At 56.4% G+C, this 16692-nt stretch carries 13 protein-coding genes; 3 read left to right on the forward strand and 10 right to left on the reverse strand.

Annotated elements, in window-relative coordinates; genetic code table 11:
- Nucleotides 1–500 precede the first annotated feature (500 nt).
- Both V6942_RS05005 and V6942_RS05010 read left to right on the forward strand, forming a co-directional pair.
- Nucleotides 501–1577 (forward strand): porin, encoded by a 1077-nt coding sequence (locus tag V6942_RS05005; RefSeq protein ID WP_333500873.1) that lies wholly within the window; start codon nucleotides 501–503, stop codon nucleotides 1575–1577.
- Between the two features lie 184 nt (nucleotides 1578–1761).
- Nucleotides 1762–2952, forward strand: a complete 1191-nt coding sequence (locus V6942_RS05010) for an amino acid aminotransferase (protein ID WP_333500874.1) — start codon at nucleotides 1762–1764, stop codon at nucleotides 2950–2952.
- Nucleotides 2953–3053: 101 nt separating this feature from the next.
- Here the strand turns inward: V6942_RS05010 and V6942_RS05015 are convergent, their stop codons facing one another.
- The 7 genes from V6942_RS05015 to cmoM form a co-directional block, all read right to left on the reverse strand.
- Nucleotides 3054–3701, reverse strand: coding sequence for an MBL fold metallo-hydrolase (locus tag V6942_RS05015; protein WP_333500875.1), 648 nt, complete (start codon nucleotides 3699–3701; stop codon nucleotides 3054–3056).
- Nucleotides 3702–3765: 64 nt separating this feature from the next.
- Nucleotides 3766–4317, reverse strand: coding sequence for a YcbK family protein (locus tag V6942_RS05020; RefSeq protein ID WP_106928812.1), 552 nt, complete (start codon nucleotides 4315–4317; stop codon nucleotides 3766–3768).
- 183 nt (nucleotides 4318–4500) lie between these two features.
- Nucleotides 4501–6285, reverse strand: coding sequence for a L,D-transpeptidase (gene ldtD / locus V6942_RS05025; protein WP_333500876.1), 1785 nt, complete (start codon nucleotides 6283–6285; stop codon nucleotides 4501–4503).
- Between the two features lie 273 nt (nucleotides 6286–6558).
- Nucleotides 6559–11016 carry a chromosome partition protein MukB gene (gene mukB, locus V6942_RS05030; protein ID WP_333500877.1) on the reverse strand — a complete coding sequence of 1486 codons (4458 nt, stop codon included), beginning with the start codon at nucleotides 11014–11016 and terminating at the stop codon, nucleotides 6559–6561.
- A complete protein-coding gene (gene mukE, locus V6942_RS05035) occupies nucleotides 11016–11720 on the reverse strand; it encodes a chromosome partition protein MukE (RefSeq protein WP_106928817.1) in 705 nt (234 codons plus the stop codon). Before mukE ends, mukB begins: the two co-directional genes overlap by 1 nt.
- The gene (gene mukF, locus V6942_RS05040; protein WP_333500878.1) at nucleotides 11701–13023 is read right to left on the reverse strand and encodes a chromosome partition protein MukF; all 1323 of its coding nucleotides are present in this window, start codon (nucleotides 13021–13023) and stop codon (nucleotides 11701–11703) included. Before mukF ends, mukE begins: the two co-directional genes overlap by 20 nt.
- A complete protein-coding gene (gene cmoM, locus V6942_RS05045) occupies nucleotides 13016–13810 on the reverse strand; it encodes a tRNA uridine 5-oxyacetic acid(34) methyltransferase CmoM (protein ID WP_106928820.1) in 795 nt (264 codons plus the stop codon). The genes mukF and cmoM overlap by 8 nt, the downstream gene beginning before the upstream one ends.
- A 124-nt stretch (nucleotides 13811–13934) precedes the next feature.
- Here cmoM and elyC point away from each other — a divergent pair, with 124 nt between their 5' ends.
- A complete protein-coding gene (gene elyC / locus V6942_RS05050; RefSeq protein WP_182929180.1) occupies nucleotides 13935–14714 on the forward strand; it encodes an envelope biogenesis factor ElyC in 780 nt (259 codons plus the stop codon).
- Here elyC and V6942_RS05055 read toward each other — a convergent pair.
- The 3 genes from V6942_RS05055 to ycaR form a co-directional block, all read right to left on the reverse strand.
- Complete coding sequence (locus V6942_RS05055) at nucleotides 14691–15584, reverse strand: YcbJ family phosphotransferase (RefSeq protein ID WP_106928823.1); 894 nt, start codon at nucleotides 15582–15584, stop codon at nucleotides 14691–14693. The two genes, elyC and V6942_RS05055, sit on opposite strands and share 24 nt — an antisense overlap.
- Nucleotides 15585–15724: 140 nt before the next feature.
- Nucleotides 15725–16471 carry a 3-deoxy-manno-octulosonate cytidylyltransferase gene (kdsB, locus tag V6942_RS05060; protein WP_106928825.1) on the reverse strand — a complete coding sequence of 249 codons (747 nt, stop codon included), beginning with the start codon at nucleotides 16469–16471 and terminating at the stop codon, nucleotides 15725–15727.
- On the reverse strand, nucleotides 16468–16650 hold the full coding sequence (gene ycaR / locus V6942_RS05065; RefSeq protein ID WP_106928826.1) for a protein YcaR: 183 nt from the start codon (nucleotides 16648–16650) through the stop codon (nucleotides 16468–16470). Before ycaR ends, kdsB begins: the two co-directional genes overlap by 4 nt.
- Nucleotides 16651–16692 lie beyond the last annotated feature (42 nt).

Consider the following 16692-nt stretch of genomic DNA (forward strand, 5'->3'; position numbering starts at 1 on the left):
GCGCTGTTTGTTACATCACATTTCGCAGAAATAAAACTGTACAAAAAACACACTAATCCTTATTGCACCTAAGAATCACCTTGCGCTTAGCACGTTTTTTGTTCAAAACAACAGCTATCCAGACGGCTAAAAAATATCATAACGAAATGATCACACATCCGCTCTGTGCGATAGGAAAAAGCGTTATGCGAATAAAAGATAAGAAATTCATATTGATAGATAAGCTGCTGCTTAATTAATCTCCGCCACCCCAGAACTTTGAGGTACTTCACAAAGTTCCTTAAATTACACATTTAGTTACACATTATTTCTTTTGCTTACTCATTCTCGATGTTTGTAGCATTTTCAGGGTGGCGAAAGAGTGTTTTGAATGGAAAGATGCCTCTCAGACACATAAAGACACCAAACTATCATCAATAGTTCCGTAAATTTTTATTGACGGAAGTTATTGGCGGCAGTGGCGAGTGTCTATAAAAAAAACCTAATGAGGGTAATAAATAATGATGAAGCGTAATATCCTGGCAGTGGTAATCCCTGCCCTGCTGGTAGCTGGCGCGGCCAACGCGGCCGAAATCTATAACAAAAATGCCAACAAACTGGACTTCTACGGTAAAGCAGTTGGTGAGCACGTTTGGACCACCAACGGTGACACCAGCAACGAAGACACCACTTATGCCCGTATCGGCTTCAAAGGCGAAACCCAGATCAACGATCAGCTGACCGGTTACGGCCAGTGGGAATACAACCTGGACGCATCTAACGTAGAAGGCTCCCAGACGACTAAAACGCGTCTGGCCTTCGCAGGTCTGAAAGCGGGTTCCTTCGGCTCCTTCGACTACGGTCGTAACTACGGCGCTATCTACGACGTTGAATCCGCAACCGATATGCTGGTTGAATGGGGTGGCGATGGCTGGAACTACACCGATAACTTCATGACCGGTCGTACCAGCGGCGTTGCAACCTACCGTAACAGCGATTTCTTCGGTCTGGTTGACGGTCTGAGCCTGGCCGTACAGTACCAGGGCAAAAACGAAGGTCGCGTTGTTAAGAAACAAAACGGCGACGGCGTAAGCACCTCCGTAACCTACGCGTTCGGTGAAGGCTTCGCGGCATCCGCAGGCTATTCTAACTCCAACCGTACCACCGCGCAGAAAGCAGACGACAACGGCAACAAAGCTGAAGCATGGGCGACCTCCTTCAAATATGACGCTAACAATGTCTACGCTGCAGTCATGTACTCTCAGAGCTACAACATGACCCCGCAGAACGACGATACGTTTGCCAACAAAACTCAGAACATCGAAGCCGTGGTTCAGTACCAGTTCGACTTCGGTCTGCGTCCGTCCCTGGGCTACGTACAGTCCAAAGGTAAAGACCTGGCCTCTCGCGGCGACTTCAAAGGCGGCGATGCTGACCTGGTTAAATACATCGAAGTGGGTACCTGGTACTACTTCAACAAGAACATGAACGTCTACGCGGCGTACAAGTTCAACCTGCTGGACGACAACGCTTACAGTGCAGCTACCGGTCTGGCGACCGACGATCAGGCTGCTGTGGGTATCGTTTACCAGTTCTAATCAGCAGACCCTCGCTGCTATATGCCTCAAAAGCAGGACTTCGGTCCTGCTTTTTTGCGTTCAAGAGAGGAAGATCGCAACTTTTGAAAAGCTTCGCGCTTTTAGTCTCTAACGGTTGGCATTTTGTAAATCTGCCGTTAACCTGATAGCGGATTTCCCCAGAACTTATTAATGGAACCTCGTCATGTTTGAGAACATTACCGCCGCCCCTGCCGACCCGATTCTGGGCCTGGCCGATCTGTTTCGCGCCGACGAACGCCCGGGAAAAATCAATCTCGGGATTGGTGTTTATAAAGATGAAACCGGCAAGACGCCGGTGCTGACCAGCGTTAAAAAAGCTGAGCAGTATCTGCTGGAGAATGAAACAACCAAAAACTATCTCGGTATTGATGGTATTCCTGAGTTTGGCCGCTGCACGCAGGAGCTGCTGTTCGGCAAAGGCAACAGCATCATCAGCGATAAACGTGCGCGCACCGCTCAGACGCCTGGCGGTACCGGCGCCCTGCGCGTAGCGGCGGACTTCCTCGCAAAAAACACTGACGTGAAGCGCGTTTGGGTAAGCAACCCGAGCTGGCCGAACCACAAAAGCGTCTTCGGCGCTGCTGGCCTCGAAGTACGCGAATATGATTACTATGACGCCGAAAAACACGCCCTCAACTTTGACGGCCTGCTGACAAGCCTGAGCGACGCTCAGGCCGGTGACGTAGTGCTGTTCCACGGCTGCTGCCATAACCCAACCGGCATCGATCCTACGCTGGAGCAGTGGCAGCAGCTGGCTACCCTGTCCATCGAAAAAGGCTGGCTGCCGCTGTTCGACTTCGCCTACCAGGGCTTCGCCCGCGGTCTGGAAGAAGATGCTGAAGGTCTTCGCGCGTTCGCCGCGCTGCATAAAGAGCTGATCGTCGCGAGCTCTTACTCGAAAAACTTCGGCCTGTATAACGAACGCGTGGGCGCCTGCACCCTGGTGACCGCCGATGCCGATACCGCCGATCGCGCCTTCAGCCAGATGAAAGCCGTTATCCGCGCCAACTACTCTAACCCGCCGGCTCACGGTGCCTCCGTGGTGGCGACCATTCTCAGCAACGACGCGCTGCGCGCCATCTGGGAACAAGAGCTGACCGATATGCGCCAGCGCATTCAGCGCATGCGTCTGCTGTTTGTGAACACGCTGCAGGAAAAAGGCGCGAGCCGCGACTTCACCTTCATCACCAAACAGAACGGGATGTTCTCATTCAGTGGCCTGACCAAAGATCAGGTGCTGCGTCTGCGTGAAGAGTTTGGTATCTATGCCGTCGCTTCCGGGCGCATCAACGTGGCAGGCATGACGCCGGACAACATGGCGCCGCTGTGCGAAGCCATCGTCGCCGTGCTGTAACCGCGTAGGCCGGATGAGGCGTTTACGCCGCCATTCGGCTATGTCTTGCAGACGTCACCAGAAAGTAAAAAGGCCGCATTCGCGGCCTTTTTTATTATCACTTACCAGACAGGAAGTTCATCCTGCAGGAACGGGTTGTGCTGCCGTTCATAGCCCAGCGTCGACATCGGCCCGTGGCCCGCAATAAACTTCACGTCGTCGCCCAGCGGCAGCAGTTTACGCTTGATAGCATCAATCAGCTGCGTGTGGTCGCCACGCGGAAAATCACTGCGCCCAACGCCGCCCTTAAACAGAACATCGCCAGAGATCAGCAGACGCGTCTGGTCATCGAAGAAGACCACGTGCCCCGGCGTATGCCCTGGACAATGCAACACCTGCAGCTTCACGTTACCAACGCTAACCACATCACCTTCGTTCAGCCAGCGGCCCGGCGTTAACGGCTGACAGTCGTCAAGGCCAAACATCCGGCTTTGCGCAGGGAGCCCCTGCAACCAGAACTCATCTTCTTTTTCCGGCCCGATAATCGGCACACCGTAGTGCTGCGCCAGCTCGGCCGCCGCGCCCACATGGTCAAGATGACCATGGGTCAGCAAAATTTGCTGCAACGTTACGCCCGCTTCAGCAACCTGCTGCTTGATAGTTTCAGCATCACCGCCCGGATCGACCAGCGCCGCCAGTTTGGTTTGCTCACACCAGATCAATGAACAGTTTTGCGCGAACGCAGTCACCGGAATAATGCGATAATTCATGTTGCTCCTGTTTAGGCTCATCACCGTTCAAACGCATCAATGTGCCTGAACGATTGGCGTAGAGCTACCAGTGCCGGACCGGACCGGTATCAATATGCACAAAGTTGCTTCGTGGGTAATATCCTACACCACCTGCGCGCATAGATAACGCGGCTTTGCGTATATTACTCAATGAAACGCCTTCGATATGGAAATCCATTGCCTGACCTTTCGTGTGATAGCTATTTTTAGCCACCCCACGGCTGTGCGCTCTGAGCTCGGTATTGGTATCAATAGAACGATACCCGGAGATTAATTGCACAGGTTTATTTGTTCCTAATAATCCCTGAAGGCGATAAAGCTGATCGAACAAAGAAGGATCGATACTCTTTATTTTATTCGCGCGATAGTCACGGAAAAAATGGTTCAGTTTTGCTAATTCATCCTGAATATAGCCTCGGCCGTCAAAAAACTCGGCTTTTATCAACTCACCTGTATGCAGGTTATTCAGCGTTAAAATACGCGGACGTGGGGTCGAGAGGGTTGCAAACGCAGGCGTGGGCAAGATGGCGGCAGCGCCGAGCGCAACCCCACCTAACGCCAGCAGCTTGCGGCGATTAGCGTCAAATTTGTCCATGATAATCAGGTCTACAGTCAGTAATGTAATCGAAATATATGCACTTCTGGCGCACGTTAAGCACCTTACCGGGCATGAAAGCCAGCGTCAAGGCGGCCTACCGCGCAGAGCCGCCAGCCCTGGACCTGCGGGGCTGGCATCTGCGCTTTTAGTTCGACAACTACATTACCTGAACTACTTCATTTATCTGATCAATTGTTCCGCTTTTGGCAAAATCTGTGCACCCGATCGCGCGGTGATATCGTAATTGTAAATATCTGTTCGATATTGTGTCTGACCATCAGCGCCGACAAAGGCGGTCAGATAATAGAGATTAACCGGAATATTCTGCCGGATATTCACGTATCGCGTATTCCCGCCCTTCAGCGCATCAGAAATTCGCGCGTCATTCCAGCCCGCATCCTGCAGCAACATATTTGCCAGATCGGAGGCCTTATTTACCCGCACGCAGCCCGAACTTAATGCCCGCACATCTTTCTGGAACAGATTATGGTTAGGCGTATCATGCAGATAAATGGCGTCGGAGCTTGGCATATTAAACTTATAGCGCCCCAGAGAATTGTGTTCTCCCGGCGCCTGCTGGAAGCGGAACGGCAGATTTGACGGCGTGATGGTAGACCAGTCAACTCGCCACGGATCGATGGTTTCTTTGCTGTTCCAGCCGCGTAGCACGGTGTAGTTATGCCGTTCAAGGTAGCCCGGGTCGTTGCGCAGTTTCGGCAGAATATCGTTACGCGCCAGCGTCGGCGGCACGTTCCATGGCGGGTTAACCACCACGTTATTCAGTGCGCTGCTCATCATCGGCGTTTTGCGATCGGGGCGGCCCACAATCACCCGCGAAGCCAGCGCTTCGCTGCCGTTGAGGTAGTACACCAGCGAATAGGCCGGAATATTCACCATAATGCCGGTTGATACTTTCCCCGGCAGCAGACGCAAACGCTGAATGTTCAGCGCCAGCACGCCGGCACGTTCAGCAGAGGAAACGTTCAGCCAGTCCCGGGTGGATGCTCCAATAACTCCATCGGCCCCCAGCCCCTGAGCGGCCTGAAAGCGCTTCACCGCCTCCACCAGCTGACGGTCGTAGGCCTGCGGTCCGCTCTTCGCCGTTTTTTTCGTTTTACCGACATTATCGCCCGGCAGCGCAATCGCCGGGCCGTTATCCAGCATACCGTTACGCTGGAGGATTTCGCGCAGCGCTGGCACGTCGCTGCTCCACTGCCCTGGACGCAGCGACGCCGTTGAGGTCAGCTTCGGCCACGGGCGCGCGTCGCCGGTTAGCGCCAACAGCGCCTGATGCATCGTTGCATACTGCGGATGCTGGGGTGCCAGCTCGGCAATAAACTGCGGCAGCGAACCGTTGTCCAACGCGAGCTGCCATTGATTCATCACCGACAGCGGCGGTGTCGCCAGCGCATACGGCTTAGCGCTATACAGCCAGCGGTTGCCCTGTACCGGGATACCGCTGATAAAGTGCAGATAGCCCATCAGCGCATCGGAAAGCACCACATCACGCGCCATGCCGTTGACGCTGGGATCGGTCAGCAGCTCAACCCAGCGGGTAAACTGCGGCTGAAAACCGGCAATCGCCACCTCCGCCAGCTGCTGCTGGAAGGCGCGCACCGCCTCGCGATTTTCCCACATGGGCTTCATTTCGCGGGCGGCATACAGCGTCACCAGCGGGTTGAGATAGACGGGTTGGTAGCCAGAAGGCAGCGTGGCAAGAAGCTCGGCGCGGCTTTTTGCTGCCGTCCCTTCGGCCAGCGGTTGCGCACCGGTGAGGCTCGCCATTGCGGGCGATTGGGCGCCAGGGTGCAGAAGCACCGGCGACCGGTCTGCTGGCGTTGCGGTACTGTCAGAAGGAACCAATTCAGGCTCGTCCGCAAAGGCAGTAAACAGTGGAGCAAACGTCATAGCCAGACACAAACTCACGGCTGACAAACGACGACCATTTTCTTTTTTCAGCAACATCCCTTGCCCCCTGTTAAATATACGAAGACCCCTAACGTGGGCTTACCTTCAGTATATAAAGACAAAAACTTTTTTGCCCGCTCAAATGTAAAGAAGTCTAAAGATAATAACGCGCTAGCGGCCAAAAGTAGAAAACAAAAAGGGCGACATCGCTGTCGCCCTTCATTCCGTATTCAAACTTCCGGGACGGCCTGCCTGATGGCGCTACGCTTATCAGGCCTACACAGTCCGATACCTGTCAGCCGGATAAGGCAAAACCGCCATCCGGCAATGTTATCCGGCCGGTGACGCCTCGGCGGTACCCGGCAGCGTTTCCGGCAACTGGGCGGCAAAGCCGCGCAGCCCTACCACGTGGACGTGTTCATGGTTATTCACCACTTTACGTACCAGCTTGTAGGTGGTGCCTTTTTCCGGGCTGATGTTTTCCGGCGCCGCGATGATAAGCTGCATTTCCAGTCGTTCACACAGTTCGAACAGCGTGGCGATAGAACGCGCATCCAGACGTGCTGCTTCATCGAGGAACAGGAGTCGACACGGTGACAAATCTTTACCGCGCAAACGCCGCGCTTCATCTTCCCAGCTCTGTACCACCATCACCAGAATCGACATCCCGGTACCGATCGCTTCACCGGTGGACAGCGCACCGGACTCCGCGCGCAGCCAGCCGTCGGAACCACGGTTAACCTCAACTTCCATCTCCAGATAGCTACGGTAGTCGAGCAGTTCTTCACCGATAGTCTGCGGCGTACGCTGCCCCATGTCGATCTGCGGGTTCAGGCGCTGGTACAGCTTCGCCAACGCTTCCGAGAAGGTCAGGCGGTTGCTGTTGAACAGATCCTGATGCTGTTCATGCTGTTCTGACAACACATCCAGCAGCATTGAGTGGGTTTCGCGTACGTTCACATTCAGACGCACGCTGTTGACCTGGCCAAACGACACGCTCTGCAAGCCCTGGTTCAGTTGGCGAATACGGTTCTGCTCGCGCTGGATGGTTTTACGGATAATGTTCGCTACGCTGCGGGAGCTGATGGCCAGCTTCTGCTCGCGATTGGTCAGCTCTTCGGTCAGACGGCTCAGCTCAATTTCCATCTGCTCGATGGCTTCAACCGGGTCGTCGGTGCGAATAATATCCTGACGGATACGTTCGCGCAGATGCTGGTACACCGCGACGAAGAACTGAATCTTACGCTCCGGACGCTTCGGATCTTCCGACATGCGCAGCACATCGCGCAGATGTTCGTTATCCGCCACCGCCAGACGCAGCGCACCCAGCGCCTTATCCGACATCGAGCGCAGATCGTCAGCGGAGAGATAGGCCAGCTCGCGACGGTGCAAACGACGTTCGACGTTATTGTCTTTCACCAGACGCATCACCGCGCACCAGCCCGCTTTCGCGCTCACCACCTGCTCGCGCATTTCGAGGTAATCACGCTCCAGCTTGCGCAGCCTGCGGGTCAGGTTATCCATCTCCGCTTCGCAGAAGGTCAGCGCTTTTTCCAACTGGTTACGACGCGCGCGGTTGTTACTCAACTGCGCATGCAGCTCGTCACGGCGAATACGCGCGCGCTCTTCGGCACCCGCATCGGCGCGCACGCCAATGTCTTTCAGCTCTTTATACAGATCGTTGAGCAGCTCTTTCTTGGTGTCATAAGAGCTTTTCAGCGATGCCAGTACCTGGCTGTACTGACTCACCTGGGCGGCGTGGCTACGCATGGCTTCACGCGCGCGGCTACGCTCGCTTTCCGCCTGCGCCAGACGCTCACGCAGTTTTTCGTTCAGGTCGCTATTGCCGCTCAGCATTTCCGCCGAGTCGGAGTAGCCAAAGTGGGCGCGACGCTGCACGACTTCCGTCAGGGCAAACGCCTGCTGACGCGCTTCGCGCTGCACCTGCTGTGACCAGGCATAGTCTTCTTTCAGTTGTTCAAACTGCTCCGGGTCGCTCTGTAGTACAGAGACCATCGGCTCGAGCTTCGCCAGTTGGTTACCGTGCTGCTGAATAAAGCGCGCGGCTTCCTGCGCTTCATCCAGACGCTCCTGAATTTCATCCACGCGGTCGGCCAGCGTTTCATCGGCCAGCAGACTCAGGCGCGGCAGGATGCGGTTAAGCAGCGCAACGCCCTCTTTTGCCTGTTCGTACTGCACCTGCTGCTGCTGGTTATCGCTTTCGTGGCTGCTGAGCGCACGCTCCAGCTCGTTGCGACGAGTATTCAGCTTACGAATTTCTGCTTCCGGGTCATCGTCAAACGCCACCGACAGATGACTACCGATAAAGCGGCTGAACGCCTGGTGCAGACGCTGGGTCTTCTGGACGTCAAACGACAGGGTCGCGAAACGCTCAGACAGCACTTCACGCTCGGCGTGCAGGCTTTCAATGCGGCTTTCGCGCGCCGCGCGACCAAACAGCGGCAGCGACGGGAAGCGCGAGTAGCGCCACTGGCGATCGGCAATTTTCACCACCACCGCTTTTTCCAGCTCATCGACGCTGAATACGCTGTCATCAAAGGACTGCGGATCCCCCTCAATGAGATAGAGATCTTCCGGGCAATCTTCCAGCCCTTCCAGATACTCGGCGATCTGCGACAGATCCGGCACCACGATAGCGTGTCGAGACGGGCCGTACAGCGCGGAGAAGTACGGCGCATCTTCCAGGCTAACGTCGTCGTAAATTTCTGACAGCAGCACGCCACCAAAACGTTCTGCGAGCGCGTTCAAACGCGGGTCCTCAGAACCACCCGGCTGGCTTAAACGCTCAATTTCGTCGTCAACGGCACGCTTACGCGCCCCTACTTCGTCGCGTTCAACGATCGCTTCGCGCTCGCGCTCCAGCAGCTGCTGGAGATATTCGGTCACGTCCTGGCTGGACTCAAACTGTTCACCGCTCTGCTCGCACAGCTGGCTCAGACTGTTCTGCGCCGCCAGCCATACCGGCGCACGGTGCATCAACGCGGAGATCCGCGATTGCAGCTGTTCCTGCTCCTGGCGCAGCTGCAACCGCTGCTCGCGAGCGTCGGTGACGCTGTCGCTCAGCGCAGCAATACGCGCTTCCAGCTCGTGATGCAGGTTTTCCAGATCGTCAATATCGTACTGTTTACCCTGGCGTTTACAGAAGTCAGCGAGCAGGCGCTCAGCCTCCTGCTGTTCACGCAGACGCTGTTCCAGCTCATTCAGACGGCTGCGCAGCGGCTGCGCCTGTTCTGCCAGATGGCGCTGATTCACGCCGTCGCGCAGCAGCTCTCGTGCCACGTCCCAGGCTTCATTACGCGCCAGCGGACCGTTGATGGCCGCCACCAGTTGGTAAGCTTGCTCAAACTGACTGTGCGCCGTTTCAGCCACGCTCATTTTTTGCTCGAGCGACAGCAGTTTTTCCGTCGCTTCCTGCTCTTTGGCCTGGAAGGTTTCCAGCCATTCACCGGCGCTTTCCGGCGTTAGGTCCGGCAGGTGGCACAGTTCTTTTGCTCGTTCCAGCGCCTGGAGGGCCTGGGTGTACTGAATCGCGCGCGTTTGCTGTACGTCCAGCGCCTGCTGGTAATCGGCAAGCTGGCTTTTCAGCTCATCCACTTCCAGTTCGGCGGCTTCGGCGCGGGCTTCGTTTTCTTCCTGCTTTTCGGCAGCTTCCGCGACCACTTCGTTCTGTTCTTCCAGACGAATTTGCAGCTCGTCTAAGTCCGCTTCATAGCGTTCAATTTTTTCCTGCTGACGCAGTGCGGTCTGCACCAGGTTGAGATGGTCGCTGGCAGCCTGGTGATCGGCTTCGAGATCGCCTTCCGCACCGTTGTGCTCCTGTAGCTCACGCGCCATCTCGACGTGCTTGTACTGCTCCGCGGCCAGCTGCGAGCGGGAGGTGAACAGCTCGCGACGGTACTCCAGCGCCTTATCCAGATGCACCCGACGCTCGTTGGCGTGGCGCATATAGTCAGCGGCCACGTAGTCGGTCGCTTCCGAGATCAGGTGCTTAAACAGGTCGCGGTCAGACTGAGTAACGCGAATCGCCTCCAGCGTCATGCGGTTTTCGCGCAGCGCCGCTTCCATATCCTGGAAGGCTTTACGCACGCCGCTGTTTTCCGGCAGCAGGTAGTCACGCAGCGAGCGGGTAATGGCGCTGGAGATCCCGCCATACAGCGAGGCCTCAATCAAACGATAGAACTTGCTACGGTCGGCTGCAGAACGCAGGCGGCGGGCGACGATGCCCAAATCAAACATCAGCGCATGGTAGTCGGTGATCGAGTTGAACTGCTTGAACTGCACGCCTTCGATGGCTTCGAGCTTATCTTTCAGCTCCTGCAGCGTCAGCACGCGCGCCTGTCGCTCGTTGAGCGTCTCGGTCAGCAGTTGGGTCGGCTGGATAGAGGTCGGCAGCCCCTGAATGGCGAACGGTTTGATGTCGACTTTACGGTCGCGTCCCGCAACCTGCTGCAGACGCACGCCCACCACCACGCGCTGGTGGCGCGAGTTCATGACGTCCAGCACGGAGTAGCAGACGCCCGCCTTCAGTTTACCGTGCAGGCCTTTATCGCGTGAACCGCTGGTCGCGCCCGCTTCGGTGGTATTACGGAAGTGCAGCAGGGTTAAATCGGGGATCAGCGCCGTGACGAAGGCCGCCATGGTGGTGGATTTACCCGCCCCGTTACCGCCCGAGAGGGTGGTAACCAGTTCATCTAAATCGAAGGTACGGGCAAAGAACCCGTTCCAGTTAATCAGCGTTAGCGAACGAAATTTACCGCGTTCGATCATTACTCTTCCTCCCCGCTATCCTGCTGATGGTCATCGTTCTCGTCATTGAGCTGCAGATGATTTTCAATCGCCATGGCTTCACCGTCGCGAATCATGCGCAGTTGCGCTTCGCGCGCGTCGTCGCCGGAGCGCACGTCGGCGCCGAAGCGGAACACGGACTCGGTAATGCGAAACTTGCTGCTGTCATGGCCCATAAACCACACCATGCCCAGGCGGCGCAGGCGGTTGAGCGACGAGCGCACTTTCTCCTGCAGCTTCTGACGGTCAAGGTCAGAGCCGGTGGAACGGTTGTTAACCAGCTTCAGCAGCTTGGCTTCGTCGGCCAACGCCAGCAGCTCGTCATACAGCTCCTGCTGGGTGAAGATGCCTTCATTCGCCAGGCGCTCCGGGCTGAGGTAGAGGTAGCAAAGAATTTTGCCGACCATCATGTCCAGCTCGGACAGCACCGAACGCGGAATCAGCGTCGTCGAACGCGGGCGCAGGTAGAAAAACCCTTCGGGCGCGCGAATAAGTTCAACGTTATAGCGGGCATAAAACTCTTCCAGGTATTCCTGGAAATCCATCAAAAAGGCGTGGTTATCGAGCTCGTCCAGGCCAATGTGGCGACCGGCACGCAGCGCGCTATCCAGCGCAGGGAAAAGGGGGTTGGCCAGGGCCTGTGCCAGTTTAACCGGCATCACTTGTTCAATATTTGTCGATGACATGCGCCTGTACCTTGGCTCCGTAATCATTAATTGCCTGCCATTTGGCCGGCAGTCCGGTGAAATCTGCTTGCGCGACGCCCAAACGAACCGCCTGGTCCACCACAATACGCGCCACGTCGAAGTGCCGCGCACGCGGATACTGTACCAGGTACTCTTTCACCACCAGACCGAGGTCCAGCGGCAGCTGTTTGGTTTTATAGATAGCCAGCTGTTCTTCAATCAGCGCGGCAAGCTGTTCGCGGATTTCGTTAAATTCTTCGTACTCTAAGTCCGGCGGAAGTTCCCCGGTGACCTCTTCGTCGCGCAGCGTCATCTCTTCATCGCGCATATCCAGCAGACGATCGGCGCTGGCGTAGGTCAGGGCCCACGGCGCATCAAAGTAGGACTGCACCGACTGGCGCAGACGCTGAGCGAAGACGCGGTTTTTATCCATATCAATCGCGGTACGGATAAATTTGTGGACGTGGCGGTCGTAGCCGATCCACAGGTCGATGGCCTGCTGTCCCCAGTTGACGATGCGGTCGAGCTTGCTTTGCAGATCGAACACCAGCCGATCGACAAAATGCAAATCGTTATGGCTGAGCGTGGCATCCTGAATGCGCAGCAGGTTGGCCTGCAGCTTATCGCCCGCCGCGTCCAGCGTATCCTGCAGCTCGCGCAGGGTGCCGGAGGTTTCAGACAGCAACAGCTCACAGCTGGAGATCGCCGCGCGCCAGTCTTTATTCAGCAACTGGGCGATATCGTCTTTCACCGATTGCTGCTGTTCATCCATGATGCGTTGCGTGAGGTCGATACTGTCGAAAATCTCCGCTACCGAATATTTCAACGGCGCATAGACGTTACGGTGCCAATGGAATTCATCGCCGCCCTCTTCCGCCGCATCGGCGGCTCGCTTCAGCTCGCCGGCGACGATCGACAGCTGCATCGACAGACGCAGCGTGGAGAACTCGCGCTGACGAATATAGTAGTCGGTAATGCCAATGCCCAGCGGCGTCAGACGATAGATGGCGTTTCCTTCCGTGACTTCGCTGGTAAAGCGGTTCAGCAGACGCTGGCGAACCAGATCGTTAATCGCGTTATTCGCACGCGTACCGATGGTTTCACTGGTTTGCTCAAACGCATCACTGACGTGACGGAACGCATCCACCAGCTCGCCTTCCGTCATTTCACCTTCCAGCCGTTCACCGTTCAGCGTTGCGACGGCCAGCAAAAATGAGAGCCTATCGACGGGTAGCGAAATGGCGAAATCATTTTTTCTGGCCCAGGCAACCAGTTCGGGGACTGTCTGGGAAAATTCACTCATCGTTTATCCTTGTTTCTGTCTGCGGCTTAAGCGCGGTGACATGAATGTAGCGCCCCAGGCTGACGTAAGGTTCCTGACGGCAATAGCGCGTTTCCAGCTCGAGCAGGATGTCATAGCTGTCCTGCTGTTTATGCTTATCGCGCAAATAGTCATGAAACACCCGCACGCCGGTTTTCCCGTTAATGCGCCAGCCGATCTCTTCCAGCCAGCCGTAGACCTGCTGCGGGTCGCGCGGATAGTTCGGCGACAGCGTACGCTTTTTCTTTTTCGGCATGCCGGCAACGACATAGTCAAAGTTGCCCGCTACCATGTTGTGCATCAACAGGCCGTTTGCATTGTAGAACATTAATGATAATGCGCCGCCCGGGCGAAGCACCGACCACAGCGTTTTTAATACCGCCTGTGGTTCAGCCACCCACTCCAGTACAGCGTGAAACAATATCAGATCAACCGGGCTTTCCAAATGCCCGGCCACGTCCTGCGCCGCGCATTGTATGAAATGCATGTTGTGGCTCACACCTTTGTCGCTGGCTGCCTGGCTTGCCCGGGCGATCATTTCAGCAGACAGATCGCACAGCGTCACATGGTGACCACGCTGCGCCATTTTGATCGCCGTCTGGCCTTCCCCGCCGCCGGCGTCCAGAATACGCAGCGGCTGCGAACCCAGGGTTGCGAGCAGCGCATCAAGATCCTGCCACAGAATAGCCTGACGCAGTTGGCCCTTAGTGGTGCCGTATATATTGCGCGAAAACTTTTCCGCAATGTCATCGAAATTGCGATCCTGCACGGGATGTCCTTACTTCGCCAGCCACAAAGGGTCTATTTTGTCACACCCACGGCGAGAATGAAGCTATCTGGTGTAATATCCCTGCATTCATGCGGTCAGATGGTTAAAAAAGGTACGCTACAGAATGCTTTTTATGCTGAAAAAGTTCATCGGCGGGATGATGCTGCCGCTGCCTCTCCTCCTTTCATTCATCGGTTTAGGAATTGTCCTGGTCTGGTTTACCCGCTTCCAGAAGCTGGGCAAAAGCGCCATTACCCTCGGCTGGCTTTTTTTACTCCTGCTAAGCCTCCAGCCGGTGGCCGACGGCTTGCTCAAGCCGATTGAAGATACGTATCCTACCTGGCGCGGCGAACAGCCGGTTCAGTATGTGGTCGTACTCGGGGGCGGGTATACGTGGAATACCGAATGGGCGCCAAGTTCAAACCTGATCAGCAACAGTCTGCCCCGCCTGGCGGAGGGCATTCGGCTGTGGCAGGCCAACCCCGGAGCGAAGCTGATCTTTACCGGGGCGCGAGCGCTGACTAACCCGGTCAGCACCGCCGAAGCGGGGGCGCGCGTCGCCGAAAGCCTCGGGGTGCCGCGCAATGCCATTATTGTCCTCGATACGCCGAAAGACACCGAAGAAGAAGCCAGCGCCGTGAAGGCCGCCATTGGCGAGGCGCCGTTCCTGCTGGTGACGTCGGCATCACACCTGCCGCGAGCCATGATTTTCTTCCAACAGGCGGGCCTTCACCCGCTGCCTGCACCGGCTAATCAGCTGGCGATCGCCTCGCCGTTGAACCCGTGGGAGCGCATGATTCCCTCACCGGTGTGGCTGATGCACAGCGACCGGGTGGGCTATGAAACGCTGGGGCGTATCTGGCAATGGCTGAAAGCCGATTCAGACAAGCCAGGGGCGCAGTGATTTCGCCGCCAAATCGACATTATCACGGCTGAATTTACCCGTATTCACCAGCCTGTCGACTTCGTCCCACAGCAGGTAGAGCCAGCGCCGCCACATAAACCCCTCGGCGACCGGCGCGCGCTGGAGATAGCGCCACAACAGCTGTTCAGCCTGCGGGCTTTCATGCAGCCGGAACAGTTCATATTCGCGCGGGGCCCATAAAATCGGCCCCGGGCCTACCATGGCTAACAGTTGGTCACTCCGCGAGTCCTTCAGCATGCTGCGCAGCGTCAGGTGGCCATGGATTAACACGCAGTTGTCGTTAAAGTCCTCAAAAAGCGTATCCAGGCATTCGCGGGTGCGGAACAGCAGCCGCTTATCCTGCATCGTCAGGCCGGTGTTCTGGTACAGATTCAGCGTCCCCCACAGCACTTCAATTCGCTGGCGATACCAGTGTGGCCAGCTGTTTTCCTGAGCGCTATCGACAAAGCCGACGCAGCCGGCGCTGTCCACGCGGTGCCAGGCCAGCAGCGCTTCGACAATTTGATCTTTGAGCGCATCCCAGCGTTGCGGGCTGCGCGTCGGTGCTTCAACGGCGACGCCGCGCAGGCGCTCTAGCAGCAGGACATCGGGTCCGGGATGTTCTTCATGGGTCATGATGCCGTAAACCACGGGCATACGTACGGTGCCCTGGCGCGCAAGAGTCGAGATTTTCCACGCCAACTGGCGCGCCACGCCGGGGGATGAAAAGCTGCGCGCCAGCAGCGGCAGCGGGTTACCTTCAGCATCATACAGCGACCACAGCGCCGTATCCGCCTGCTCATTAATGCACTCCACGCGGCTGAGCGATTCACCCAACAGATGGCTGAGTTCTACACGTAGCTGTTCCATGTCAGATTACCCCTATGAAAGCCATTGCTTTCATAATGAGCATATGAAGGGTGAATTTCACCAGACAAGATCAAAATTGCAACAGAAAGAGAGGAAATACCCGACGGGAGGCGCCCCCTTGTGGCGAGGGGGCGGCAGGACTACTTCAGTTCGGCGCGAACGCGGGCCAGATCTTCCGGCGTATCAACGCCTGTCCCCGGCACTTCTTTGGCGACGGCAACGTGGATTTTTTCTCCGTACCACAACACGCGCAGCTGCTCGAGCATCTCAATGTGCTCCAGCGGGCTTGGCGCCCAGTTGACATAGCGGCGAATAAACCCGGCGCGGTAGCCATAGATACCAATGTGGCGCAGCAGGGTGTCACCAATCTCGTCGCGACTTTTGGCGAAGCGATCGCGGTCCCACGGGATGGTCGCACGGGAGAAATAAAGCGCATAGCCGTCTTTGTCCATCACCACTTTCACCGCATTCGGGTTAAAGGCTTCTTCCGCATCGTGAATCGGTACCGCCAGCGTCGCCATGCCGGAATGGCTGGCAGCGAGGTTTTCAGCCACCTGACGAATAATGACCGCCGGGATCATCGGCTCATCGCCCTGCACGTTGACGATCACCGTGTCGTCGCTGAAACCACACTTCTCTACCACTTCCGCCAAGCGTTCGGTACCAGACTGGTGATCGGCGCGGGTCATGCAGACTTCCCCGCCCGCCGCTTCAACGGCTTTTGCAACGTCGGGATGGTCGGTGGCGACAATGATACGCTCGGCACCGGATTCGCGCGCGCGCTCCAGCACGTGCACAATCATCGGTTTGCCGTTGATGTCCTGCAGCGGTTTGCCCGGCAGGCGCGTAGAAGCAAAGCGCGCCGGAATAATCACAACGAAACTCATGGTCGGTTCTCTTCTGCAGCTAAAACGCGGGCTTCGTTTTCCAGCAATACGGGGATACCGTCACGCAGGGGAAACGCCAGATTATCAATTTTGCAAATCAGTTCTTGCTTGTCCTGGCTATAGTAGAGTTTGCCGTTGCAAACCGGGCAGGCAATAATTTCAAGTAGACGGTGATCCATGATTCCTCCTGATGGGCCGTATCGAAAACCAGTGCAGCATAT

Source organism: Kluyvera genomosp. 2, from assembly GCF_036759865.1.
Taxonomy (GTDB): domain Bacteria; phylum Pseudomonadota; class Gammaproteobacteria; order Enterobacterales; family Enterobacteriaceae; genus Kluyvera; species Kluyvera ascorbata_B.